The 21,605-nt window shown below is 44.6% G+C and carries 35 protein-coding genes, 4 tRNA genes and 1 pseudogene; 1 reads left to right on the top strand and 39 read right to left on the bottom strand.

Annotation, left to right across the window (positions count from 1 at the left end):
- Positions 1–111: 111 nt before the first annotated feature.
- From PTE_RS21080 to PTE_RS20910, 37 genes and pseudogenes are all read right to left on the bottom strand, one after another.
- Positions 112–312 (bottom strand): alternative ribosome-rescue factor A, encoded by a 201-nt coding sequence (locus PTE_RS21080; RefSeq protein ID WP_036850373.1) that lies wholly within the window; start codon positions 310–312, stop codon positions 112–114.
- A 79-nt stretch (positions 313–391) separates the two neighbouring features.
- A complete protein-coding gene (gene zntR / locus PTE_RS21075; protein WP_036850371.1) occupies positions 392–808 on the bottom strand; it encodes a Zn(2+)-responsive transcriptional regulator in 417 nt (138 codons plus the stop codon).
- Positions 809–941: 133 nt separating this feature from the next.
- Positions 942–1,334 (bottom strand): 50S ribosomal protein L17, encoded by a 393-nt coding sequence (rplQ, locus tag PTE_RS21070; protein WP_021322783.1) that lies wholly within the window; start codon positions 1,332–1,334, stop codon positions 942–944.
- A gap of 40 nt (positions 1,335–1,374) precedes the next feature.
- Positions 1,375–2,364: a DNA-directed RNA polymerase subunit alpha gene (locus PTE_RS21065; RefSeq protein ID WP_011148772.1), complete on the bottom strand. Its 990-nt coding sequence runs from the start codon at positions 2,362–2,364 to the stop codon at positions 1,375–1,377.
- 25 nt (positions 2,365–2,389) lie between these two features.
- A complete protein-coding gene (gene rpsD / locus PTE_RS21060; protein ID WP_023043907.1) occupies positions 2,390–3,010 on the bottom strand; it encodes a 30S ribosomal protein S4 in 621 nt (206 codons plus the stop codon).
- A 36-nt stretch (positions 3,011–3,046) separates the two neighbouring features.
- Complete coding sequence (rpsK, locus tag PTE_RS21055; RefSeq protein WP_002919257.1) at positions 3,047–3,436, bottom strand: 30S ribosomal protein S11; 390 nt, start codon at positions 3,434–3,436, stop codon at positions 3,047–3,049.
- A gap of 15 nt (positions 3,437–3,451) precedes the next feature.
- The gene (gene rpsM / locus PTE_RS21050) at positions 3,452–3,808 is read right to left on the bottom strand and encodes a 30S ribosomal protein S13 (RefSeq protein WP_011148774.1); all 357 of its coding nucleotides are present in this window, start codon (positions 3,806–3,808) and stop codon (positions 3,452–3,454) included.
- A 145-nt stretch (positions 3,809–3,953) separates the two neighbouring features.
- Complete coding sequence (rpmJ, locus tag PTE_RS24130) at positions 3,954–4,070, bottom strand: 50S ribosomal protein L36 (RefSeq protein ID WP_002227352.1); 117 nt, start codon at positions 4,068–4,070, stop codon at positions 3,954–3,956.
- A 32-nt stretch (positions 4,071–4,102) separates the two neighbouring features.
- Entirely contained in the window at positions 4,103–5,434 is a 1,332-nt protein-coding gene (secY, locus tag PTE_RS21045) for a preprotein translocase subunit SecY (RefSeq protein ID WP_011148775.1), read from the bottom strand.
- 7 nt (positions 5,435–5,441) lie between these two features.
- Positions 5,442–5,876, bottom strand: a complete 435-nt coding sequence (gene rplO, locus PTE_RS21040; RefSeq protein ID WP_036850368.1) for a 50S ribosomal protein L15 — start codon at positions 5,874–5,876, stop codon at positions 5,442–5,444.
- A 3-nt stretch (positions 5,877–5,879) separates the two neighbouring features.
- Positions 5,880–6,059 (bottom strand): 50S ribosomal protein L30, encoded by a 180-nt coding sequence (rpmD, locus tag PTE_RS21035; protein WP_011148777.1) that lies wholly within the window; start codon positions 6,057–6,059, stop codon positions 5,880–5,882.
- A 5-nt stretch (positions 6,060–6,064) separates the two neighbouring features.
- On the bottom strand, positions 6,065–6,565 hold the full coding sequence (gene rpsE, locus PTE_RS21030) for a 30S ribosomal protein S5 (protein WP_015836271.1): 501 nt from the start codon (positions 6,563–6,565) through the stop codon (positions 6,065–6,067).
- A 14-nt stretch (positions 6,566–6,579) separates the two neighbouring features.
- A complete protein-coding gene (gene rplR, locus PTE_RS21025; RefSeq protein WP_011148779.1) occupies positions 6,580–6,933 on the bottom strand; it encodes a 50S ribosomal protein L18 in 354 nt (117 codons plus the stop codon).
- A gap of 9 nt (positions 6,934–6,942) precedes the next feature.
- Positions 6,943–7,476, bottom strand: a complete 534-nt coding sequence (gene rplF / locus PTE_RS21020; RefSeq protein ID WP_036850365.1) for a 50S ribosomal protein L6 — start codon at positions 7,474–7,476, stop codon at positions 6,943–6,945.
- Positions 7,477–7,490: 14 nt separating this feature from the next.
- Positions 7,491–7,883, bottom strand: a complete 393-nt coding sequence (gene rpsH / locus PTE_RS21015) for a 30S ribosomal protein S8 (RefSeq protein ID WP_021322790.1) — start codon at positions 7,881–7,883, stop codon at positions 7,491–7,493.
- A gap of 33 nt (positions 7,884–7,916) precedes the next feature.
- Positions 7,917–8,222 carry a 30S ribosomal protein S14 gene (gene rpsN / locus PTE_RS21010; protein WP_021322791.1) on the bottom strand — a complete coding sequence of 102 codons (306 nt, stop codon included), beginning with the start codon at positions 8,220–8,222 and terminating at the stop codon, positions 7,917–7,919.
- Between the two features lie 12 nt (positions 8,223–8,234).
- The gene (gene rplE / locus PTE_RS21005) at positions 8,235–8,774 is read right to left on the bottom strand and encodes a 50S ribosomal protein L5 (protein ID WP_021322792.1); all 540 of its coding nucleotides are present in this window, start codon (positions 8,772–8,774) and stop codon (positions 8,235–8,237) included.
- 14 nt (positions 8,775–8,788) lie between these two features.
- The gene (rplX, locus tag PTE_RS21000) at positions 8,789–9,103 is read right to left on the bottom strand and encodes a 50S ribosomal protein L24 (RefSeq protein WP_036850361.1); all 315 of its coding nucleotides are present in this window, start codon (positions 9,101–9,103) and stop codon (positions 8,789–8,791) included.
- Between the two features lie 10 nt (positions 9,104–9,113).
- Entirely contained in the window at positions 9,114–9,485 is a 372-nt protein-coding gene (rplN, locus tag PTE_RS20995) for a 50S ribosomal protein L14 (protein ID WP_015836277.1), read from the bottom strand.
- Between the two features lie 169 nt (positions 9,486–9,654).
- On the bottom strand, positions 9,655–9,909 hold the full coding sequence (gene rpsQ / locus PTE_RS20990; protein ID WP_011148786.1) for a 30S ribosomal protein S17: 255 nt from the start codon (positions 9,907–9,909) through the stop codon (positions 9,655–9,657).
- Entirely contained in the window at positions 9,909–10,100 is a 192-nt protein-coding gene (gene rpmC / locus PTE_RS20985; protein ID WP_021322794.1) for a 50S ribosomal protein L29, read from the bottom strand. The genes rpsQ and rpmC overlap by 1 nt, the downstream gene beginning before the upstream one ends.
- Positions 10,100–10,510, bottom strand: a complete 411-nt coding sequence (rplP, locus tag PTE_RS20980) for a 50S ribosomal protein L16 (protein WP_012990491.1) — start codon at positions 10,508–10,510, stop codon at positions 10,100–10,102. Before rplP ends, rpmC begins: the two co-directional genes overlap by 1 nt.
- A gap of 12 nt (positions 10,511–10,522) precedes the next feature.
- Entirely contained in the window at positions 10,523–11,224 is a 702-nt protein-coding gene (gene rpsC / locus PTE_RS20975; protein WP_015836279.1) for a 30S ribosomal protein S3, read from the bottom strand.
- Between the two features lie 17 nt (positions 11,225–11,241).
- Positions 11,242–11,574 carry a 50S ribosomal protein L22 gene (rplV, locus tag PTE_RS20970; RefSeq protein WP_011148790.1) on the bottom strand — a complete coding sequence of 111 codons (333 nt, stop codon included), beginning with the start codon at positions 11,572–11,574 and terminating at the stop codon, positions 11,242–11,244.
- Between the two features lie 14 nt (positions 11,575–11,588).
- Positions 11,589–11,867: a 30S ribosomal protein S19 gene (gene rpsS / locus PTE_RS20965; RefSeq protein ID WP_011148791.1), complete on the bottom strand. Its 279-nt coding sequence runs from the start codon at positions 11,865–11,867 to the stop codon at positions 11,589–11,591.
- Positions 11,868–11,881: 14 nt separating this feature from the next.
- Positions 11,882–12,706: a 50S ribosomal protein L2 gene (gene rplB, locus PTE_RS20960; RefSeq protein ID WP_021322795.1), complete on the bottom strand. Its 825-nt coding sequence runs from the start codon at positions 12,704–12,706 to the stop codon at positions 11,882–11,884.
- Between the two features lie 19 nt (positions 12,707–12,725).
- Positions 12,726–13,028 (bottom strand): 50S ribosomal protein L23, encoded by a 303-nt coding sequence (rplW, locus tag PTE_RS20955; protein WP_021322796.1) that lies wholly within the window; start codon positions 13,026–13,028, stop codon positions 12,726–12,728.
- A complete protein-coding gene (rplD, locus tag PTE_RS20950) occupies positions 13,025–13,630 on the bottom strand; it encodes a 50S ribosomal protein L4 (protein ID WP_036850358.1) in 606 nt (201 codons plus the stop codon). Before rplD ends, rplW begins: the two co-directional genes overlap by 4 nt.
- A 16-nt stretch (positions 13,631–13,646) precedes the next feature.
- Positions 13,647–14,276: a 50S ribosomal protein L3 gene (rplC, locus tag PTE_RS20945; protein ID WP_036841116.1), complete on the bottom strand. Its 630-nt coding sequence runs from the start codon at positions 14,274–14,276 to the stop codon at positions 13,647–13,649.
- Between the two features lie 32 nt (positions 14,277–14,308).
- The gene (gene rpsJ / locus PTE_RS20940; RefSeq protein WP_001181005.1) at positions 14,309–14,620 is read right to left on the bottom strand and encodes a 30S ribosomal protein S10; all 312 of its coding nucleotides are present in this window, start codon (positions 14,618–14,620) and stop codon (positions 14,309–14,311) included.
- Between the two features lie 298 nt (positions 14,621–14,918).
- Entirely contained in the window at positions 14,919–15,395 is a 477-nt protein-coding gene (bfr, locus tag PTE_RS20935; protein WP_036850355.1) for a bacterioferritin, read from the bottom strand.
- 77 nt (positions 15,396–15,472) lie between these two features.
- Positions 15,473–15,664 carry a bacterioferritin-associated ferredoxin gene (gene bfd, locus PTE_RS24125; protein WP_071993018.1) on the bottom strand — a complete coding sequence of 64 codons (192 nt, stop codon included), beginning with the start codon at positions 15,662–15,664 and terminating at the stop codon, positions 15,473–15,475.
- Positions 15,665–16,316: 652 nt separating this feature from the next.
- Positions 16,317–17,449 (bottom strand): annotated as a pseudogene (gene tuf / locus PTE_RS20930) (elongation factor Tu).
- 158 nt (positions 17,450–17,607) lie between these two features.
- Positions 17,608–17,683, bottom strand: a tRNA-Thr gene (locus tag PTE_RS20925).
- A gap of 6 nt (positions 17,684–17,689) precedes the next feature.
- A tRNA-Gly gene (locus tag PTE_RS20920) sits at positions 17,690–17,764 on the bottom strand.
- A 104-nt stretch (positions 17,765–17,868) separates the two neighbouring features.
- A tRNA-Tyr gene (locus PTE_RS20915) sits at positions 17,869–17,953 on the bottom strand.
- A 16-nt stretch (positions 17,954–17,969) separates the two neighbouring features.
- A tRNA-Thr gene (locus PTE_RS20910) sits at positions 17,970–18,045 on the bottom strand.
- Positions 18,046–18,467: 422 nt separating this feature from the next.
- On the opposite strand from PTE_RS20910, the gene coaA reads away from it, so the two are divergent.
- Positions 18,468–19,418, top strand: coding sequence for a type I pantothenate kinase (coaA, locus tag PTE_RS20905; protein WP_036850352.1), 951 nt, complete (start codon positions 18,468–18,470; stop codon positions 19,416–19,418).
- A 43-nt stretch (positions 19,419–19,461) separates the two neighbouring features.
- On the opposite strand, the gene birA is transcribed toward coaA, so the two are convergent.
- Positions 19,462–20,421, bottom strand: a complete 960-nt coding sequence (birA, locus tag PTE_RS20900) for a bifunctional biotin--[acetyl-CoA-carboxylase] ligase/biotin operon repressor BirA (RefSeq protein WP_036850350.1) — start codon at positions 20,419–20,421, stop codon at positions 19,462–19,464.
- Complete coding sequence (murB, locus tag PTE_RS20895) at positions 20,418–21,443, bottom strand: UDP-N-acetylmuramate dehydrogenase (protein ID WP_036850347.1); 1,026 nt, start codon at positions 21,441–21,443, stop codon at positions 20,418–20,420. Before murB ends, birA begins: the two co-directional genes overlap by 4 nt.
- Positions 21,444–21,605: the final 162 nt, after the last annotated feature.

Raw genomic sequence — 21,605 nt, 5'->3', positions numbered from 1 at the left:
TAAATCGTATAGTAAAAAAGAAATTGAATCTATACCAATATCTCTCAACTACTAAAAAATAATTAATAGAACCCATAGTTTACTGCAAGAATAAAAATAAACCTATCAAAACTAAAAGGCCAGTGGTAATAAATCTAACGATCCCTTACCACTGGCCTCCCAGTTACTTACCTTGTTATGCTTTCCTTTCCTTTGGTAGCTTCCTTTCCCTTTTTTATTTTTCTCAATTCGTTGTTTGAATAATGGATCACGTAGTAGAGCTTCAATAGCATTATCCTTTATTACGCCTTTTTTATGGTGATATGTAATCATCATATTCCTCTATCATATTAATTGATCTAAAAACATAGCAATTGTACTCGCTGAATCTTCCATAATAAAGAAAAATCACTTATTCCTTATTTAAAGCTCCTTGTTCTAAAGTTTCAAGAATAGAGCAATAAGTACTTATATGAGAACTTCCACAACAAGCATCACTTAACATCTTAAGTGAATCACGCACTTTTAGCATTTCAAGAAGTTTTTCCTCTACTTCCATCAATCTAGAATCGACAATTTGCTTCGACTCTTCACAAGTATGATGATCTGGATCTACACGAATAGACAATAATTCTGTGATAGCTTCCAAGGTTAACCCCAATTGCTTGGCATAACGTATAAACCGAAGGCGCTGTAGATCTTGCTCTGTATAAAGCCTATATCCCCCCTCGGTACGGTTCTGATGTTCCATCATTCCTTGTTTTTCATAAAAACGCACTGTATCAGGGGTCACATTCGCTAATTTAGCCAGTTGGCCAATACGATACATCTTCATATCTCCTACAATAAACACACTGTTTGAGATATCAGCATAACAGGATGGAAAGAAATAAGTGAGAAATTCAGATATACAGATATAAAAAAACCGGGATAAACCCGGTTCTTTTATATGCCCCTACAGATTACTCTGCAGTCGCAACTTCTGTTTGAGGCTCAACAGCACGGTCAACGAGCTCGATGTATGCCATCGGAGCATTGTCACCAGCACGGAAGCCACACTTAAGAATACGAGTGTAACCACCTGCGCGGCTCGCAAAACGCGGGCCCAGCTCATTAAACAGTTTTGCCACGATTTCGTTATCACGAGTACGGGCGAATGCCAGACGACGATTAGCTACGCTGTCGGTCTTGGCAAGAGTAATCAGCGGCTCAACGACGCGACGCAGTTCTTTCGCTTTAGGCAGAGTCGTCTTGATGATTTCATGACGGACCAAAGAACCTGCCATGTTGCGAAACATAGCTTGGCGATGGCTGCTGTTGCGGTTCAATTGACGACCACTCTTACGATGGCGCATGACCTTATCCTTCTCAGTAAAACCTTAACCTGTGATCTAGTTATTCATCAGCAATACTTGCTGGTGGCCAGTTTTCCAAGCGCATGCCTAGAGATAAGCCACGTGAAGCCAGTACGTCTTTAATCTCCGTAAGAGATTTTTTACCCAGGTTAGGTGTCTTAAGCAACTCAACCTCGGTACGCTGTACCAAATCACCGATGTAGTGGATAGCTTCTGCCTTAAGACAGTTAGCAGAGCGGACAGTCAATTCCAGATCGTCAACAGGGCGCAGCAGGATCGGATCAAACTCTGGCTTCTCCTCTTTTACTTCTGGCTGACGTACATCACGTAAATCAACAAAAGCTTCCAGCTGTTCAGCCAAAATAGTAGCTGCACGGCGAATCGCCTCTTCAGGATCGATTGTACCGTTAGTTTCCATCTCGATAACCAACTTGTCCAAATCGGTGCGTTGTTCTACACGCGCTGCTTCAACATTGTAGGCAATACGCTCTACTGGGCTATAACAAGCGTCTACTAACAAACGACCAATAGGGCGCTCATCTTCTTCCGAATGAATCCGGGCAGAAGCCGGCACATAACCCCGACCACGCTGAACTTTAATGCGCATGCTTATAGAAGCAGTTTCGTCAGTCAGGTGGCAGATTACATGTTGCGGCTTGACGATTTCGACATCTCCGTCATGGATAATGTCGGCTGCAGTCACAGGGCCAATGCCAGACTTATTCAAGGTAAGAATAACTTCATCTTTGCCCTGAACTCTTACCGCCAGCCCTTTCAGGTTGAGGAGAATCTCCAGGATATCTTCCTGTACACCTTCTTTGGTGCTGTACTCATGCAGTACACCATCAATCTCAACCTCAGTCACCGCACAACCCGGCATAGACGAAAGCAGAATACGGCGCAGTGCGTTGCCTAGAGTATGACCAAAGCCACGCTCTAAAGGCTCAAGGGTCACCTTGGCGTGCGTCGAACTGACTTGCTCGATATCAACCAGGCGCGGTTTTAGAAACTCTGTCACAGAACCCTGCATTGTGTCCTCTCTTTGGTGCTAAGCTTTACTTAGAGTAAAGCTCGACGATCAGGTGTTCGTTGATGTCAGCGGACAGATCGGTACGTTCTGGAGTACGTTTGAACACACCTTCCATCTTCGCAGCATCAACCTCCAACCAAGTTGGTTTCTCACGCTGCTCAGCCAGCTCTAAAGCCGCCTTGATACGAGACTGCTTTTTCGATTTTTCGCGAACGCTGACTACGTCATTCGGGGATACCTGATAAGAAGCGATGTTAACAACGCGACCATTTACCATGATAGCCTTATGGCTTACCATTTGGCGTGATTCAGCACGAGTCGCGCCAAAACCCATACGGTAAACAACGTTGTCCAGACGACCTTCCAGCAAACTCAGCAGGTTCTCACCTGTATTGCCTTTCAGGCGAGTTGCTTCTTTATAATAATTACGGAATTGACGTTCTAGAACACCATAAATACGGCGAACTTTTTGTTTTTCACGTAACTGTACACCGTAGTCAGACAGACGCGGTTTACGTGCGCCATGCTGTCCAGGTGGTTGTTCCAATTTACACTTGGTGTCAATCGCGCGAACGCCAGACTTCAGAAATAGGTCTGTACCCTCGCGACGGCTCAGCTTGAGCTTAGGACCCAAATATCTTGCCATTTTCTTTCTCCAACAAACCTAAAAAAATAAACGCTATTAAACGCGACGTTTTTTAGGTGGACGACAACCGTTATGAGGGATCGGAGTCACATCAGTAATGTTAGTGATGCGGAAACCTGCCGCATTTAACGCTCGGATAGTTGACTCGCGGCCAGGACCAGGTCCTTTAACCATAACTTCCAGGTTCTTAATTCCGTATTCTTTCACTGCTTCAGCACAGCGCTCTGCTGCAACCTGAGCCGCAAACGGAGTAGATTTACGAGAACCACGGAAACCGGAACCACCCGCAGTTGCCCAACCCAGAGCGTTACCTTGACGATCAGTAATGGTCACGATGGTGTTGTTGAAAGAAGCATGGATATGAGCCACACCGTCAGAGACTTGCTTTCTTACACGCTTACGTGCACGAATAGGTGCTTTTGCCATTATACAATACCCCGATTATTTCTTGATCGGCTTACGTGGACCCTTACGGGTACGTGCATTGGTCTTAGTACGCTGACCGCGAACCGGTAGACCACGACGGTGACGTAAACCACGATAAGTACCAAGATCCATCAGACGTTTGATGCTCAGGGTTACTTCACGACGCAGATCACCTTCTACAACGTATTTGGCAACTTCGTCACGCAGCTTGTCAATTTGCTCTTCAGACAGCTCACTGATCTTAACATGTTCAGCAATACCCGCTGCAGCACAAATGGCTTGGGAGCGAGTTTTGCCGATTCCGTAGATCGATGTTAAAGCGATTACGGTATGCTTCTGATCAGGAATGTTAATGCCTGCTATACGGGCCACTATGCACTCCTACAATTATTTACGGCAACACTATTCTGAAAAGCCCGTTTTCAGGATACTCAAACAATGTTGCTGTGATATAAAAAGATTGGCTGGCTAATTTAGCCAGCTCAAACCGACTTTGCAAGAAAAATATGCTATTTTATCAGCCTTGGCGTTGTTTATGCTTAGGCTCTGCACTACAAATCACACGAACGACACCGTTACGCTTAACGATTTTGCAGTTGCGACATAATTTCTTGACGGAAGCACGAACTTTCATTTTTACTCTCCGTAACTTCTCAAGCAAACCAATCAGCGGTTATAACCTTTAAGGTTTGCCTTCTTCAATGCAGACTCATACTGACTTGACATCATCAGAGTTTGCACTTGAGCCATAAAGTCCATGATAACCACAACTACTATAAGTAGCGAAGTACCACCAAAATAAAATGGTACCTTCATCGCATCACGCATGAACTCCGGGATTAAGCAGATAAAAGTGATATACATCGCACCAACTAAAGTCAGGCGTGTCATTACCTTATCAATGTACTTGGCCGTTTGCTCTCCCGGACGAATTCCTGGTACAAATGCACCGGACTTCTTCAGGTTATCTGCTGTTTCTCTCGGGTTAAAAACCAACGCTGTATAAAAGAAACAGAAGAAGATGATTGCAGACGCGTAGAGTAACACATAAAGCGGTTGACCAGGCTGCAAGTACATTGAAATAGTAGTCAGCCAGTTCCAACCCGTTCCACCCCCAAACCAAGAAGCTATGGTACCAGGGAACAGAATAATGCTGGAAGCGAAAATCGCAGGGATAACCCCAGCCATATTCACTTTCAACGGTAAATGTGTGCTCTGTGCAGCATAAACTCGGCGACCTTGTTGACGTTTCGCATAGTTAACAACGATACGTCGTTGACCACGCTCCATGAAAACAACGAAGAAAGTTACTGCAAACACTAATACTGCAACCAACAGCAACAGGAGGAAGTGCAGATCGCCTTGCCGAGCTTGCTCAATGGTATGGCCGATGGCCGGCGGCAAACCCGCAACAATACCAGCAAAGATTATGATAGAGATACCGTTTCCAATACCACGCTCAGTAATCTGTTCACCCAACCACATCAGGAACATAGTCCCAGTAACTAGGCTCACAACAGCCGTGAAGTAGAAAGCAAACCCTGGGTTAATCACCAGCCCTTGCATTCCTGGCATATTCGGCAAACCAGTAGCAATACCGATTGACTGGAATATAGCCAGCACTAAAGTACCATAGCGAGTATACTGGCTAATCTTACGACGGCCAGCTTCTCCTTCCTTCTTAATCTCGGCCAACGTTGGGTGAACCACCGTTAGCAACTGAATAATAATAGACGCAGAAATATACGGCATTATCCCCAGCGCAAAGATAGAAGCACGACTTAAAGCACCACCAGAGAACATGTTAAACATTTCAATGATGGTGCCCCTTTGCTGTTCGAGCAATTTGGCAAGCACAGTGGCATCAATACCAGGGATAGGAATAAAAGAACCAATACGGAAAACAATCAGCGCTCCAATAACAAACAACAGTCTGCGTTTCAGTTCGCCCAGTCCACCTTTAGCGCTTTGAAAATCTAATCCTGGTTGTTTAGCCATCTGTTACTTATTCCTCAATTTTACCGCCGGCAGCTTCAATTGCTGCACGAGCGCCTTTAGTAACACGAAGGCCACGCACAGTTACTGCGCGTTTGATTTCGCCAGAAAGCATAACTTTCGCGAATTCCATTTGAGTGCCAACGATGTTAGCGGCTTTCAGTGCATTCAGATCGATAACATCGCCTTCAACGGCGGCAAAGTCAGACAGACGAACTTCTGCTGTAATCATTGCTTTACGTGAAGTGAAACCAAATTTTGGCAAACGACGATATAAAGGCATCTGACCACCTTCAAAACCGCGACGTACGCCACCGCCAGAACGAGATTTCTGACCTTTGTGACCACGGCCACCAGTTTTACCCAAGCCAGAACCAATACCACGACCTACACGTTTAGGCGCATGCTTGGCACCTTCAGCCGGAGACAGAGTATTTAAGCGCATCTGTTACTCCTCAACTTTAACCATATAGGAAACCAAGTTAATCATACCACGTATAGCAGGAGTATCTTCGCGCTCTACTGTATGACCGATACGACGCAGACCTAAACCAACCAAAGTTGCCTTATGTTTAGGCAGGCGGCCGATTGAACTACGAATTTGTGTTACTTTAATAGTCTTAGCCATGGCCATTACCCCAGAATTTCTTCGACGGATTTACCACGCTTAGCTGCGACCATTTCTGGAGACTTCATGCTGTCTAAAGCATCCAGAGTTGCACGAACCACATTGATAGGGTTAGTGGAACCATAGGTTTTAGCCAGTACGTTACGAACACCAGCCACTTCCAAAACAGCACGCATAGCACCGCCTGCGATGATACCAGTACCTTCGTGAGCAGGTTGCATGAACACGCGGGAACCGGTGTGTGCACCTTTCACTGGGTGATGCAGAGTGCCGCTGTTTAGTGCGACGGTTTTCATATTGCGACGGGCTTTTTCCATCGCTTTCTGGATTGCTGCCGGAACTTCGCGTGCTTTGCCGTAGCCAAAACCAACGCGACCATTACCATCACCTACAACAGTCAGTGCGGTAAAGCTGAAAATCCGGCCACCTTTTACGGTTTTAGATACGCGGTTTACCGCGATCAGCTTTTCCTGCAGTTCGCCAGCTTGTTTTTCGATGTGAGCCATCTTACACCTCTACCTTAGAACTGAAGGCCAGCTTCACGGGCAGCATCTGCCAGTGCCTGGACTCGACCATGATATTGGAAACCAGAACGGTCAAAAGATACATCTTTGATACCTTTCTCCAGCGCGCGTTCAGCAATTGCTTTACCAACTGCTGCTGCTGCTTCTTTATTTCCAGTGTATTTCAGTTGCTCATTGATAGCTTTTTCTGTAGTAGAAGCTGCCACCAAAGTTTCAGAACCGTTTGGTGCGATAACCTGCGCATAAATATGGCGTGGGGTACGATGTACCACCAGGCGAGTTGCACCCAGTTCCTGGAGCTTGCGGCGTGCGCGGGTCGCACGACGGATACGAGCTGCTTTCTTATCCATAGTGTTACCTTACTTCTTCTTAGCCTCTTTGATACGCACGACTTCGTCGGCGTAACGAACACCCTTACCTTTATAAGGCTCAGGACGACGATAGGCACGCAGTTCTGCCGCAACCTGACCGATTACCTGCTTATCAGCACCTTTCAGTACGATTTCAGTTTGTGACGGACATTCTGCAGTAATGCCTACTGGCAGTTCGTGGTCAACTGGATGTGAGAAGCCCAGAGACATGTTAACAACATTGCCTTTGACTGCTGCACGATAACCAACACCTACCAGTTGAAGCTTCTTAGTGAAGCCTTCGGTAACACCAATAACCATGGCATTCAGCAAAGAACGAGTCGTACCCGCCTGTGCCCAACCATCAACATAACCACCGCGTGGAGCGAAGGTTAGTTGGTTATCTGCATGATTAACCTCAACTGCGCTGTGGATTGTACGACTCAGCTCGCCGTTTTTACCCTTAATCGAAATAACCTGACCGTTGAGTTTTACCTCTACGCCGGCAGGAATGACGACGGGTGCTTTTGCAACACGAGACATTCTTTCCTCCCGAATTAAGCTACGTAGCAGAGAATCTCGCCACCAAGACCTGCTTGGCGAGCTGCACGATCAGTCATTACACCTTTAGAAGTAGAAACAACAGCAATACCTAAACCAGCCATAACTTGTGGCAGCTCATCTTTTTTCTTATAGATGCGCAGACTTGGACGGCTTACACGCTGAATACTTTCTACGACAGCCTTACCCTGGAAGTACTTCAGTACTAATTCCAGTTCTGGCTTGGTGTCGCCTTCAATTTTAAAATCTTCAATATAACCTTCTTCCTTCAGCACTTTGGCAATCGCCACTTTCAGCTTGGAGGAAGGCATGGTGACCGCAACTTTATTCGCGGCCTGACCGTTACGGATACGGGTCAGCATATCCGCGATGGGATCTTGCATGCTCATCTGTCTTTACTCCCGTGATTCAATTGGTGACAATTACCAGCTAGCCTTCTTAAGGCCCGGAATTTCACCGCGCATAGCGGCTTCACGGACTTTAATACGGCTCAACCCAAACTTCCGCAAAAATCCATGCGGACGCCCAGTTTGACGGCAGCGATTACGCTGACGAGAAGGGCTGGAATCACGTGGCAGTGTTTGCAGCTTAAGAACAGCATTCCAACGCTCTTCATCAGATGCATTCACATCAGAAATGATAGCTTTCAGTTCTACACGCTTAGTGAAGAATTTTTCAGCTAATTTCACACGTTTCACATCACGTGCTTTCATTGATTGCTTAGCCATGAATACCCTGCCTTACTTGCGGAACGGGAAGTTAAAAGCAGCCAACAGTGCGCGGCCTTCATCATCAGATTTCGCAGTTGTGGTGATAGTAATATCTAAGCCACGAACACGATCCACTTTATCATAATCGATTTCAGGGAAGATGATTTGCTCACGTACACCCATGCTGTAATTACCACGACCATCAAATGACTTCGCAGACAAACCACGGAAATCACGGATGCGAGGTACAGCAATAGAAATCAGGCGCTCAAGAAACTCCCACATGCGTTCACCACGCAGGGTTACTTTACAGCCGATTGGATAGCCCTGACGGATTTTGAAGCCTGCAACTGATTTGCGTGCTTTGGTGATCAATGGTTTTTGACCAGAGATTGCTGTTAGATCCGCTGCTGCATTATCCAGCAGTTTCTTATCAGCAATTGCTTCACCAACACCCATGTTCAGGGTGATCTTCTCGACCCGAGGGACTTGCATGACAGAATTGTAGTCAAACTGAGCCATCAGTTTTTGGACTACCTCGTCTTTGTAGTAATCATGCAGTTTCGCCATCGTATTACTCCAAATTACTTGATAGTTTCGCTATTAGATTTAAAGAAACGAACTTTTTTACCGTCTTCAAATCTAAAACCTACACGGTCAGCCTTGCTGGTTGCCGCATTGAAGATTGCAACGTTTGAAACTTGAATTGCAGCTTCTTTTTCAACGATGCCACCTGGTTGGTTCAGCGCCGGAACAGGCTTCTGATGTTTTTTAACCAAGTTAATGCCTTCAACAATGACTTTCCCAGTAGAAAGAACCTGTTTTACTTTACCGCGCTTACCTTTATCTTTGCCAGTCAGCACGATAACTTCGTCATCATGACGGATTTTCGCTGCCATTGTCCGCTCCTTAGAGTACTTCTGGTGCCAGGGAGATAATTTTCATGAACTTTTCATTACGAAGCTCACGAGTTACCGGCCCAAAAATACGCGTACCGATAACTTGCTCACTCGTGTTGTTTAACAACACACAAGCATTGCCATCGAAGCGAATGACAGAACCGTCAGGGCGACGAACACCCTTCTTGGTGCGCACCACTACCGCTTTCAGGACATCACCTTTTTTCACTTTACCGCGAGGAATTGCTTCCTTGATGGTGATTTTAATGATGTCGCCGACATGTGCGTAGCGACGGTGCGAGCCACCCAGAACCTTGATACACATTACGCGACGTGCACCGGAGTTGTCGGCCACGTTCAGCATAGTCTGTTCTTGGATCATTTTAGTGCTCCGCTAAATGTCAACTACTACTGAGCCCACTTCATTATCATGAAGAGGCCGTTCAAATACCCCATACCATGAGGGCGCGGCATTATAACACCACATCTCAGATATGGATAGAAAAAATAAACGGCCCATAATCTGAGCCGTTTACTCTATTCGAGTCAGCTTACAGAATCGCTTTCTCTACAACGCGAACTAAAGTCCAAGATTTAGTTTTGGACAATGGACGGGTTTCGCGGATCTCCACTACATCACCGATTCCACATTCATTGTTCTCGTCATGTACGTGCAGTTTAGTCGTACGCTTGATGAATTTACCATACAGAGGATGTTTCACCTTACGCTCAATAGCAACAACAATAGATTTTTCCATTTTGTCACTAACAACACGACCTTGCAGAGTACGGATTTTATCGGTCATTACGCACCCGCCTTCTCAGTCAGTAAAGTCTTAACGCGTGCGATATCACGACGCACTTGTTTCAACAGATGAGACTGTTGTAGCTGGCCACTTGCTGCCTGCATACGCAGGTTAAATTGTTCACGCAACAGGTTCAGCAGCTCAGTGTTCAGCTCTTCAACGCTTTTTTCGCGCAGCTCTTGTGCTTTCATTACATCACCGTCTTAGTTACAAAGGTGGTTTTGATAGGCAGTTTCGCTGCTGCCAGCTTGAATGCTTCACGAGCCAGCTCTTCAGGCACACCGTCCATTTCATAAAGGACTTTACCGGGCTGGATTAAGGCAACCCAATATTCTACGTTACCTTTACCTTTACCCATACGCACTTCGAGTGGCTTTTCAGTGATCGGCTTGTCTGGAAATACACGGATCCAGATTTTACCTTGACGTTTAATTGCACGGGTCATAGCACGACGTGCCGCTTCAATCTGACGTGCAGTCAGACGACCACGGCCCACAGCTTTCAGACCGAAAGTGCCGAAGCTAACATCCGCACCTGCTGCTAGGCCACGGTTACGGCCTTTATGCACTTTACGGAATTTCGTACGCTTTGGTTGTAACATCAGCGACTCTCCTTACTTGCGGCCTTTACGCTGCTGCTTTTTAGGTTGCGCAGCCGGTTTTTCCGCCTGTTCAACAGCAGCCATACCACCCAAGATCTCACCTTTGAAGATCCATACCTTAACGCCGAGTACACCATAAGTGGTGTGCGCTTCTGAAGTGTTATAGTCGATGTCTGCACGCAGTGTGTGCAATGGTACACGACCTTCACGATACCATTCAGTACGCGCAATTTCAGCACCGCCTAAACGACCACTTACTTCCACTTTAATGCCTTTAGCGCCCAAACGCATTGCGTTCTGAACTGCACGTTTCATAGCACGGCGGAACATAACACGACGTTCCAGCTGCGAAGTGATACTATCAGCAACCAGTTTAGCGTCCAGCTCAGGCTTACGCACTTCAGAGATATTAATTTGCGCAGGCACACCAGCGATTTCCGCTACAGTTTTACGCAGTTTTTCTACGTCTTCACCTTTCTTACCGATTACGATACCTGGGCGAGCAGTGTGAATAGTTACACGAATGCTTTTAGCAGGACGTTCAATAACAATGCGTGAAATAGACGCTTTTGCCAGTTCTTTGTTCAAGTACTGGCGCACTTTAAAATCGCTGTCCAGGTTGTCAGCGAATTCTTTGGTATTCGCATACCAGGTAGAGTTCCAAGGTTTGACGATACCCAGGCGAATACCATTAGGATGTACTTTCTGACCCATTGCTAGTCTCCAGAGTCTCAGCGATCGGACACAACCACAGTAATGTGGCTGCTGCGCTTCAGGATGCGATCTGCACGACCTTTCGCACGAGGCATAATGCGCTTCATGGTAGGGCCTTCGTCTACGAAAATCTTCGTGACTTTCAGATCATCAATGTCAGCGCCATCGTTGTGTTCTGCATTAGCAATAGCAGACTCAAGTACCTTCTTCACTAAACCAGCAGCTTTCTTGTTGGTATAGGTCAAAGTTTCCAGAGCTTGCGACACTTTCTTACCGCGAATCAGGTCAGCTACAAGGCGAACCTTCTGAGCAGAAGAACGAGCGTGGCGATGTTTAGCGATAGTTTCCATCTCTTCCTCCTACCTTAGCGCTTTTTAGCCTTTTTATCGGCCGCATGGCCGCGATAAGTACGAGTCGGCGCAAATTCACCTAGTTTGTGACCAACCATTTCGTCGGAAACAAAAACTGGTACGTGCTGACGACCATTATGGACAGCGATGGTCAAACCGATCATGTTAGGAAAGATCGTTGAACGACGGGACCAAGTCTTAATAGGCTTTTTGTCTCCGCTTTCCACCGCTTTCTCTACCTTCTTCAGCAAGTGCAGGTCAATAAATGGACCTTTCTTGAGAGAACGTGGCATGGCTTATCCTCTAATTATTTTTTAGTACGGCGACGTACAATGAACTGATCAGTACGTTTATTACTACGGGTCTTCTTACCTTTAGTTTGCACACCCCAAGGAGTTACAGGATGTTTACCAAAGTTACGACCTTCACCACCACCATGTGGGTGATCTACTGGGTTCATCGCCGTACCACGAACGGTAGGACGAATGCCACGCCAGCGACTTGCACCAGCTTTACCCAGAACGCGTAGCATATGTTCTGCGTTACCAACTTCACCTAAAGTAGCGCGGCAGTCAGACAGAACTTTACGCATTTCACCAGAGCGCAAACGCAAGGTTACATAAGAACCATCACGAGCAACGATCTGAACATATGCACCAGCGGAACGAGCCAACTGACCGCCTTTACCCGGCTTCATTTCTACATTGTGTACAGTAGAACCAACCGGGATATTACGCATTGGCAATGCATTACCAGCTTTGATAGCTGCGTCAGCACCAGATTGGATCTGATCACCAGCTTTCAGGCCTTTAGGCGCAAGAATATAACGACGTTCACCGTCTTTATACAGAACCAGGGCGATGTTTGCTGAACGGTTTGGATCATATTCCAAACGCTCAACTACAGCAGGGATACCATCTTTGTTACGCTTGAAGTCAATCAAACGATAGTGCTGTTTGTGGCCACCACCGATGTGACGAGTGGTAATACGGCCATTGTTGTTACGACCACCGGTTTTGCTGCTTTTTTCCAGCAACGGAGCATAAGGCTTACCCTTATGCAGCTCAGGGTTAACCACTTTAACAACGTGGCGACGGCCCGGAGACGTAGGTTTACATTTAACAATTGCCATTGTTCTTTACTCCTCCGACTTACTCTGCACCACCGATGAAGTCCATATTCTGGCCTTCCTTCAGAGTGACATAAGCTTTTTTCCAGTCGCTACGACGACCAATACGCTGACCGTGGCGTTTAGTTTTGCCTTTAACCAGCAAAGTGTTAACACCTTCAACTTCGACTTCAAACAATTTCTGCACAGCAGCTTTAATTTCTGCTTTAGTCGCGTCTTTTGCAACTTTGAGAACGATGGTATTGCTTTTTTCCATCGCTGTAGAAGCTTTTTCAGATACGTGCGGCGCGCGCAGTACTTTCAGCAGACGTTCTTCACGGATCATGCCAGCATCTCCTCAACTTGCTTCACAGCGTCAGCAGTCATAACCACTTTATCGAAGGCGATCAAACTAACTGGATCGATACCAGCTGCATCACGAACGTCAACCTTGTACAGGTTGCGAGCTGCTAAGAACAAGTTCTCATCAACTTCACCAGTGATAATCAGCACATCTTCCAGAGCCATTTCTTTCAGTTTCTGAGCTAGAAGCTTAGTTTTAGGGGCTTCTACAGAAAAACTCTCGACAACGATCAGACGATCTTGACGTACCAGTTCAGACAGGATGCTTTTCAGAGCACCGCGGTACATTTTCTTATTAACTTTTTGACTGTGGTCCTGTGGCTTAGCTGCGAAAGTTACACCACCAGAGCGCCAAATTGGACTCTTAATAGAACCAGAGCGTGCACGGCCAGTGCCTTTCTGACGCCATGGTTTTTTACCTGAACCAGAAACTTCAGCACGGGTTTTCTGAGCACGAGTACCTTGACGTGCACCAGCTGCGTAAGCAACAACTACTTGATGCACAAGCGCTTCATTGAAATCACGCCCGAAGGTAGTTTCGGAAACAGTCAGCGCGCCTTGCGCGTCTTTCATTACCAATTCCATTCCTATCTCCTCGACGTTACGCCTTGACAGCCGGTTTTACGATCAGGTTGCCACCAGTTGCACCTGGAACAGCACCTTTGACCAGCAGCAGGTTGCGCTCAGCGTCAACACGTACTACATCCAGGCTTTGAACGGTTACACGCTCATTACCCAGTTGGCCTGCCATTTTCTTGCCTTTAAATACCTTGCCCGGAGTTTGGTTCTGACCGATAGAACCCGGAACACGGTGAGACAAAGAGTTACCGTGGCTAGCATCTTGGGTACGGAAGTTCCAGCGCTTAACAGTACCAGCAAAACCTTTACCTTTAGATGTACCAGTAACGTCGACTTTCTTAACGTCAGCGAAAATTTCAACGCTAATGCTTTGACCTACAGCATATTCTTCGTCTTCAGACAGACGGAATTCACGCAGGATACGGCCAGCTTCAACGCCAGCTTTAGCGAAATGACCTGCTTCAGGTTTGTTTACACGGTTAGCTTTTTTGCTACCAGTAGTAACCTGAATTGCACGATAACCGTCGCTATCCAGATCTTTAACCTGAGTAACACGGTTATCTTCAATTTCGATAACAGTTACAGGGATTGAAACTCCATCTTCAGTGAAGATACGAGTCATACCCACTTTTTTACCGACTAAACCAATCATTGTTTCAACCTCTCAATCGTTCAATGACCTGATTAACCCAGGCTGATCTGCACGTCTACACCGGCAGCCAGATCCAGACGCATCAGAGCATCAACGGTTTTCTCGGTTGGCTCAACGATGTCAACCAGACGCTTATGAGTGCGAATTTCGTACTGATCACGCGCATCTTTATTAACATGCGGAGAAATCAGAACGGTAAAACGCTCTTTACGAGTCGGCAGCGGGATCGGACCACGAACCTGCGCACCAGTGCGCTTAGCGGTCTCGACAATTTCCGCAGTTGATTGATCGATCAAACGATGATCAAATGCTTTCAGGCGGATACGGATTCTTTGGTTCTGCATGAGACCAGAGCTCCAACTATTTTATAAACGTAAATAACCACTACTCGTTCCCATTTCGATTGATGGGAGAGTGTAATCGTTCAATATATAACCCCCATATTGGGAGTATTTTTAAATGGCAGAAAAACAAAACACTGCACATTTACTGACTAAAAAATCAGACTTACTCAAAGTAAGCCCGCGTATTATACGCAAATCAATTAGCAAAGCAAGATACAGATGAAAATCTGTTCGGAGTAGAATAAATGGGTGTAAAATTAAGATGCCCTAGCTTTAGTAGATAGGGCATATTCCAGGACTATTCTCCTTCAAGGATCTGTGCCTGGGTATAATTTTGAATCCCCATGCGTTCAATTAGTTCAAACTGAGTTTCCAGCCAATCAATGTGTCCTTCTTCTTCATCTAAGATATCGATCATCAAATCACGACTAACATAATCATGAATCGAATCAGCATAAGCGATAGCTTCTCTCAAATCTTTAGCTCCTTGTAATTCGAGTTGCAAATCGGATTTGAGCATTTCTTCAATATCTTCTCCGATGTTAAGTTTTCCTAAATCCTGCAAATTAGGAATTCCCTCAAGAAAAAGGATACGTTCAATGTACCTATCAGCATGTTTCATTTCATCGATAGATTCATGATATTCCTTATCATTAAGACGGGTAAGGCCCCAGTTTTTGAACATCCGGGCGTGCAGAAAATACTGATTAATTGCAACAAGCTCATTTCCAAGAAGTTTGTTCAAATGAGCAATTATTTTTTTATCACCTTTCATAGCCTAATCCTCCGCTTCCAGTACCTAAAGTGTAGTACTTATTCAGCAGAGTAGTAGTAAACTTACCTTATTTTTTATCAAGCAACGTTATCTATCTTAGGCAGTTGTGCAATTTCCTCATTAATTAGCTCTCTGGCTTGGCGTATGCATTTACCACAATCACGGCCCACAGGCACATTCGTTTTAGTTCTCTGATAGAGTGAAATGATGCTGACGCACCGCGGGCGTATTGTCTTGTCACTCACCGTATTAGATAGGCAAACATACATAAATAGCACTCTCTGGTACATATTATAGCTTATATTAAATAATAATGAGTATCATTTCAATAATCATTCGTATTTTAATTCTCTGATCCCGCTCTTCCAAATTTCCTTTCACCTTCATCAGGTTGAAATGCTTCACTCATCCGCATAATATTCTGATGGATAAGACTTTTATCACTACTGGTAGCTTTATTAAACTCATTCCATCCTACATAAAATTTAGCTAAACCAACCACATATTAAAGACACAGCAACTACACTATTTCCTACACCAACAACTTGCTCTAGAGTTGATAGTTGGAAGGAAAGAGAGGGATCATCTGTTTACGATATTGCCGGACTCACCTGTTTAGTTGTATGAGAACGGACTTAGCATAAGAACAAACGTTGACATATTTAATGACGAATGGGTGATAAGTACAGATGTACCCTGAGTATCTTGGTAAAACAAGCAGATAATACCCAAGGACAAACTATGAACTGTCACAGTCAAAAACCAGAGATTAGAAGAAATACTCCAAGATGATTCATGTAGGCAATTCAAGGAAAGGATATATTTAAAGACATCAACCGACAGACACCTGATGTAGTACACTAGGTGTCTCTCTAGCTACCCGAGTTCAGCTTGTTCTAGGACTCAATATACGATCAGCTATTACGCAATGACTTTAGCAACAACACCAGCACCTACTGTACGGCCACCTTCACGGATTGCGAAGCGCAGACCCTGGTCCATCGCGATTGGTGCAATCAGGGTAACGATCATCTGAATGTTATCACCTGGCATCACCATTTCTACGCCTTCTGGCAGTTCGATAGTCCCGGTCACGTCAGTTGTACGGAAGTAGAACTGTGGGCGGTAGCCTTTGAAGAACGGAGTATGACGGCCGCCTTCGTCTTTGCTCAGAATATAAACTTCTGATTCGAAAGTGGTGTGTGGCTTAATTGAACCTGGTTTTGCCAATACCTGACCACGTTCTATTTCGTCACGTTTAGTCCCTCGCAGCACAACACCCACGTTCTCGCCTGCACGGTCTTCGTACAACGGTTTGCGGAACATTTCTACGCCGGTACAAGTTGTTGTCGCGGTGTCTTTGATACCCACTATTTCAACTTCATCACCCACTTTAACGATACCGCGCTCTACACGACCGGTCACTACAGTACCACGGCCTGAAATAGAGAATACGTCTTCCATTGGCAGCAGGAATGGCTGGTCATAGCACGCTCTGGCTCTGGAATGTAGCTATCCAGGGCTTCTGCCAGTTCGATGATTTTGGCTTCCCACTCTGCATCACCTTCCAGTGCTTTCAGAGCAGAACCACGGATTACTGGCGTGTCGTCGCCTGGGAAATCATACTGAGACAGCAGCTCACGCACTTCCATCTCAACCAGTTCCAGCANCTCTTNGTNGTCTACCATGTCACATTTGTTCAGGAACANGANGANGTAAGGAANGCCTACCTGNCGNCCTAACAGNANGTGCTCNNGAGTCTGTGGCATTGGGCCGTCAGTTGCTGCAACTACCAGGATCGCGCCGTCCATCTGAGCAGCANCGGTGATCATGTTTTTCACGTAGTCGGCGTGGCCTGGGCAGTCAACGTGTGCATAGTGANNACTAGGCGTATCATATTNTACGAGAGAAGTAGAGATGGTGATACCACGCGCTTTTTCTTCTGGCGCGTTATCGATCTGGTCGAATGCACGAGCGTTACCACCATAGGTTTTAGCCAGTACAGTAGTGATGGCAGCAGTCAGGGTAGTTTTACCATGGTCAACGTGGCCGATAGTACCAACGTTAACGTGCGGTTTTTTACGTTCAAACTTTCTTAGACATTAGATGCCTCTAAGATACGGAATCGGTGGTTTCACCACATCAACCAAGCTATTCTGCTTGTTGAATATTGCTTACAGGAAGAAAACCAGGAGACAAGGACATAAGGGAATGGTGCTGATAGGCAGATTCGAACTGCCGACCTCACCCTTACCAAGGGTGTGCTCTACCAACTGAGCTATATCAGCACATCTTGGAGCGGGCAGCGGGAATCGAACCCGCATCATCAGCTTGGAAGGCTGAGGTAATAGCCATTATACGATGCCCGCATTGAACTCGGCTACCTGACTTTAATCAGCTGTACATTGTATCTCAATATGCTTCGCTTGGAGTAACTACTCGAGCAGAACACTCAAGACTAAATCTGATTGTTTGGTGGTGGGGGAAGGATTCGAACCTTCGAAGTCTGTGACGGCAGATTTACAGTCTGCTCCCTTTGGCCGCTCGGGAACCCCACCCTATCCAAATTTTTAATGGTGCCGGCACCAAGAGTCGAACTCGGGACCTACTGATTACAAGTCAGTTGCTCTACCAACTGAGCTATGCCGGCATCAAGTGCTGCGCATTCTAGGCAGTGTGAACACTCTATGCAACAAAAAAATTGCCTCAACCTGATCATTCGGTCATAAAATACTCATATTCATCTGATCAGCTGCTTTTTTCAATAGATTCAGATCAAATAACAAACAAAAAATTATCTATAACTATCTGTGGAACTTATTATAAAACTCGATAAATTACTTCATTTGCCGTCAGTTAAATTTCCATCATTAAACAAATAACCTAAGCTAGCAGTAAGTAAAACAACTCAATTTTTTACAATTCTGCATTTCTTATCAAAAAAAATCGCCAAAAATACAAAAAAGCCTACGCCTGTCGCTCCTCAGTCGATATGATGCGATTTATTTTTTGTCGGGTACAGGTTGTTTATTACAACCTGTCCAACCTGCACAAACAGGCAGATGTTGGTTTATGAATAAAAAAGAACCTTTTTTGGCTACTCCATATTTGCAATTCAATCGTGAACAATGGGCAACTTTACGTGATTCAGTTCCACTGACATTAACAAAAGAAGAACTAATTGATTTAAAAGGGATCAATGAAGAAATTTCTTTAGAAGAAGTTATTGAGATTTACCTTCCTTTATCTCGTTTGCTTAATTTTTATATCAGCTCAAATTTACGTCGCCAAGCAGTGCTCGAACAATTTCTAGGCACTGATGGACAAAAGGTCCCTTATGTCATAGGCATTGCTGGCAGTGTTGCTGTTGGCAAAAGTACTACTGCACGTCTATTGCAAGCACTGCTGAGTCGTTGGCCTGAACACAGAAGTGTAGAATTAATTACTACAGATGGCTTTCTACATTCTAACAGCGTGCTAAATGAACGTGGATTGATGAAAAAGAAAGGATTCCCACAATCATATGATATGCATAGCCTAGTGAAATTTGTATCTGATATTAAATCAGGGTCCGAACAAGTATCTGCACCAGTTTACTCTCATCTTACCTATGATATCGTACCAAATGAACAAAAGTTCATTGAACAACCAGATATTTTGATTCTGGAAGGTCTGAATGTATTACAAAGCGGTATGGATTATCCCCATGACCCACACCATGTATTTGTCTCTGATTTTGTCGACTTCTCTATCTACGTCGACGCACCAGAAAAATTACTCCAAAGTTGGTATATCAGTCGGTTCCTAAAATTTCGTCAGGGTGCCTTTTCAGATCCAGATTCTTATTTCCACAGTTATTCCAAGTTATCAGAAGAAGAGGCCATAAACATTGCATCTGATATCTGGCAAGAGATCAATGGCTTAAACTTGCAACAAAATATTCTACCAACGCGAGAACGAGCAAGCCTAATCATGATAAAAGGCACTAATCACACTATTGAAAGCGTAAGGTTACGTAAGTAAAAATAGTTTCCGAACCCGGAAGATATCTCTCTTCCGGTTGTTCTTAACAACCTCTCAAGGAAATCTCACCACCGATATATGGAGTTATGACACCATTCTGATCGAGCAACAAAGCACCTTGCTGATTAATACCTCTGACTATGCCATAAACTTCCTGACTACCAATAATTAATTTTACTGGTCTATCTATAAAATTATCTAGCTCAAACCACCGGGAAATAAATGAAGACAAACCTTCATTTTCAAACTGCATCAGAGCTTTCCTCAGATCAAGTATTATTTCTGCAGCCAATTTATTACGATCAATTTCAATTCCAGCCTGCTGCAAATTAACCCATTGCTGATTAATAGATTCTTCGTCCTTATGATCCATCGCAATATTTATACCTGCACCGATCACAACCTGAGCAGCATCACCAGTTTTTCCCATTAATTCGACTAAAATTCCTGCTAACTTCTTGTCATCAAGATATAAATCATTAGGCCATTTTACCCTAATTCTATCAGCACCAAACCGATGCAATACTTCAGCAATAACAATACCGACAACCAGACTCAATCCGATTGCAGCAGCAGGTCCTTGTTCAAGACGCCAGTACATAGATAAATAAAGATTCTTACCAAAGGGCGAAATCCATTTCCGTCCACGCCTCCCTCTACCAGCATACTGGTATTCTGCAACACAGGCATCCCCTGACTTTAACTCAGATAAACGTTCAAGTAGATACTGATTAGTCGAATCAATAACAGGCAAAACAGCTATACGATCCTGGGGTAAATATTGCAAAATAGTGTATTCATCAAGCAGCTGCATAGGTGCCACGAAGCTATAACCTTTACCAGGAGCAGTTTCCAGTTCAATTCCCCATTCACGAATTGTCTGTATATGCTTATTAATTCCAGCCCTACTCATCCCTAAATCTTGCCCCAATTGTTGACCAGAATGGACTTCACCATCAGACAAAATTTTAATCAATTGTAATGGTACAGTTATATCTTTCATGAAATACATTCCACAGCATCAATTTCGCCTTTCGAACCAATAAAACGCACCTCAGGTTCAAGTAATACACCAAACTTACTTATCACTTGCTGGCGAATATAGGCAGCCAATGCGATTACATCCTTACCTGTCGCATTTCCCTGATTTATCAATACTAGAGCTTGTCTGAGATGCACAGATGCACCACCGATGCGATAACCTTTTAAATTACACCGTTCAATGAGCCAACCTGCCGCTAATTTGAACATCCCACTAGCATGAGAATACTGGGGGCTATCAGGGTAACTTTCTTTAATTTTTACCGCAACTTCCGCACTGACAATTGGATTTTTAAAGAAACTACCTGCGTTTCCTGTTATTGCAGGATTAGGTAATTTACTGGCGCGCATTGTACATACTGAATCAAAAATCTGCTGAGGAGTTACACTACTTCTCGACAACCTAGTCAAATCACCATAGCTCAACATCGGCTGCCAATTCTTCTTCAACAGTAAGCCTACAGCGATAATAAAATAACTTTCTTGATATTTATGCTTGAAAACACTATCCCGATACCCAAACTGACATTCATCAACACTGAGTCGCGTTTGTTCTCCAGTTTCCAGATTCAGGACATCTACGTAATCACATACATCTCTAAATTCAATACCATAAGCGCCAATATTTTGAATCGGTGCCGCACCAGCACAACCTGGAATTAATGCCAGATTCTCTAATCCATGAATCTGATTTTTAAGAGAATAACAGACTAATTCGTGCCAATTTTCTCCCGCTCCTACATGTAGACGCCATGATTCATCAGTTTCCTGGTATTGAATCCCCATGATTCTGTTCAGAATCACAGTTCCTTCAAAATCGTCAGTAAATAAGACATTACTACCCCCGCCAAGCAGCAGTACAGGTTGTTTTTGGCTTTTAGCTTTCTGCCATAAAGCTAATAAAGATTCAGCAGATTCAGCTATATCTAAACATTTAGCATGGGCTGATAACCCAAAAGTATTAAACTCTTTAAGAGAAAGCATTTACTCAATACTCAATAGCTATTTAATAAGTAGTTTATCAGCCTATAGACATGGAAAACAGTTGGAAAACAAAGTTAGTTTTTTCTCTAAATGCAAAAAGGCCACCCAAAAGGGTGGCCTTTCAGATTATTGACAAAGTGCTGGTTTTTTATCCGGCACATT

It is taken from the genome of Photorhabdus khanii NC19, from assembly GCF_000517265.1.
GTDB classification, from domain to species: Bacteria; Pseudomonadota; Gammaproteobacteria; order Enterobacterales; family Enterobacteriaceae; genus Photorhabdus; species Photorhabdus khanii.
This window is presented reverse-complemented; position numbering and strand designations above follow the sequence as displayed.

What these genes read in the sequence shown, in the direction of transcription:
- PTE_RS21080 (WP_036850373.1), bottom strand. Translation starts at nt 312, where the DNA reads ATGATTACATATCACCATAAAAAAGGCGTAATAAAGGATAATGCTATT.
- zntR (WP_036850371.1), bottom strand. Translation starts at nt 808, where the DNA reads ATGTATCGTATTGGCCAACTGGCTAAATTAGCGAATGTGACCCCTGAT.
- rplQ (WP_021322783.1), bottom strand. Translation starts at nt 1,334, where the DNA reads ATGCGCCATCGTAAGAGTGGTCGTCAATTGAACCGCAACAGCAGCCAT.
- PTE_RS21065 (WP_011148772.1), bottom strand. Translation starts at nt 2,364, where the DNA reads ATGCAGGGTTCTGTGACAGAGTTTCTAAAACCGCGCCTGGTTGATATC.
- rpsD (WP_023043907.1), bottom strand. Translation starts at nt 3,010, where the DNA reads ATGGCAAGATATTTGGGTCCTAAGCTCAAGCTGAGCCGTCGCGAGGGT.
- rpsK (WP_002919257.1), bottom strand. Translation starts at nt 3,436, where the DNA reads ATGGCAAAAGCACCTATTCGTGCACGTAAGCGTGTAAGAAAGCAAGTC.
- rpmJ (WP_002227352.1), bottom strand. Translation starts at nt 4,070, where the DNA reads ATGAAAGTTCGTGCTTCCGTCAAGAAATTATGTCGCAACTGCAAAATC.
- secY (WP_011148775.1), bottom strand. Translation starts at nt 5,434, where the DNA reads ATGGCTAAACAACCAGGATTAGATTTTCAAAGCGCTAAAGGTGGACTG.
- rplO (WP_036850368.1), bottom strand. Translation starts at nt 5,876, where the DNA reads ATGCGCTTAAATACTCTGTCTCCGGCTGAAGGTGCCAAGCATGCGCCT.
- rpmD (WP_011148777.1), bottom strand. Translation starts at nt 6,059, where the DNA reads ATGGCTAAGACTATTAAAGTAACACAAATTCGTAGTTCAATCGGCCGC.
- rpsE (WP_015836271.1), bottom strand. Translation starts at nt 6,565, where the DNA reads ATGGCTCACATCGAAAAACAAGCTGGCGAACTGCAGGAAAAGCTGATC.
- rplR (WP_011148779.1), bottom strand. Translation starts at nt 6,933, where the DNA reads ATGGATAAGAAAGCAGCTCGTATCCGTCGTGCGACCCGCGCACGCCGC.
- rplF (WP_036850365.1), bottom strand. Translation starts at nt 7,476, where the DNA reads ATGTCTCGTGTTGCAAAAGCACCCGTCGTCATTCCTGCCGGCGTAGAG.
- rpsH (WP_021322790.1), bottom strand. Translation starts at nt 7,883, where the DNA reads ATGAGCATGCAAGATCCCATCGCGGATATGCTGACCCGTATCCGTAAC.
- rpsN (WP_021322791.1), bottom strand. Translation starts at nt 8,222, where the DNA reads ATGGCTAAGCAATCAATGAAAGCACGTGATGTGAAACGTGTGAAATTA.
- rplE (WP_021322792.1), bottom strand. Translation starts at nt 8,774, where the DNA reads ATGGCGAAACTGCATGATTACTACAAAGACGAGGTAGTCCAAAAACTG.
- rplX (WP_036850361.1), bottom strand. Translation starts at nt 9,103, where the DNA reads ATGGCAGCGAAAATCCGTCATGATGACGAAGTTATCGTGCTGACTGGC.
- rplN (WP_015836277.1), bottom strand. Translation starts at nt 9,485, where the DNA reads ATGATCCAAGAACAGACTATGCTGAACGTGGCCGACAACTCCGGTGCA.
- rpsQ (WP_011148786.1), bottom strand. Translation starts at nt 9,909, where the DNA reads ATGACCGATAAAATCCGTACTCTGCAAGGTCGTGTTGTTAGTGACAAA.
- rpmC (WP_021322794.1), bottom strand. Translation starts at nt 10,100, where the DNA reads ATGAAAGCACAAGAGCTGCGCGAAAAAAGCGTTGAAGAGCTGAACACT.
- rplP (WP_012990491.1), bottom strand. Translation starts at nt 10,510, where the DNA reads ATGTTACAACCAAAGCGTACGAAATTCCGTAAAGTGCATAAAGGCCGT.
- rpsC (WP_015836279.1), bottom strand. Translation starts at nt 11,224, where the DNA reads ATGGGTCAGAAAGTACATCCTAATGGTATTCGCCTGGGTATCGTCAAA.
- rplV (WP_011148790.1), bottom strand. Translation starts at nt 11,574, where the DNA reads ATGGAAACTATCGCTAAACATCGCCACGCTCGTTCTTCTGCTCAGAAG.
- rpsS (WP_011148791.1), bottom strand. Translation starts at nt 11,867, where the DNA reads ATGCCACGTTCTCTCAAGAAAGGTCCATTTATTGACCTGCACTTGCTG.
- rplB (WP_021322795.1), bottom strand. Translation starts at nt 12,706, where the DNA reads ATGGCAATTGTTAAATGTAAACCTACGTCTCCGGGCCGTCGCCACGTT.
- rplW (WP_021322796.1), bottom strand. Translation starts at nt 13,028, where the DNA reads ATGATCCGTGAAGAACGTCTGCTGAAAGTACTGCGCGCGCCGCACGTA.
- rplD (WP_036850358.1), bottom strand. Translation starts at nt 13,630, where the DNA reads ATGGAATTGGTAATGAAAGACGCGCAAGGCGCGCTGACTGTTTCCGAA.
- rplC (WP_036841116.1), bottom strand. Translation starts at nt 14,276, where the DNA reads ATGATTGGTTTAGTCGGTAAAAAAGTGGGTATGACTCGTATCTTCACT.
- rpsJ (WP_001181005.1), bottom strand. Translation starts at nt 14,620, where the DNA reads ATGCAGAACCAAAGAATCCGTATCCGCCTGAAAGCATTTGATCATCGT.
- bfr (WP_036850355.1), bottom strand. Translation starts at nt 15,395, where the DNA reads ATGAAAGGTGATAAAAAAATAATTGCTCATTTGAACAAACTTCTTGGA.
- bfd (WP_071993018.1), bottom strand. Translation starts at nt 15,664, where the DNA reads ATGTATGTTTGCCTATCTAATACGGTGAGTGACAAGACAATACGCCCG.
- coaA (WP_036850352.1), top strand. Translation starts at nt 18,468, where the DNA reads ATGAATAAAAAAGAACCTTTTTTGGCTACTCCATATTTGCAATTCAAT.
- birA (WP_036850350.1), bottom strand. Translation starts at nt 20,421, where the DNA reads ATGAAAGATATAACTGTACCATTACAATTGATTAAAATTTTGTCTGAT.
- murB (WP_036850347.1), bottom strand. Translation starts at nt 21,443, where the DNA reads ATGCTTTCTCTTAAAGAGTTTAATACTTTTGGGTTATCAGCCCATGCT.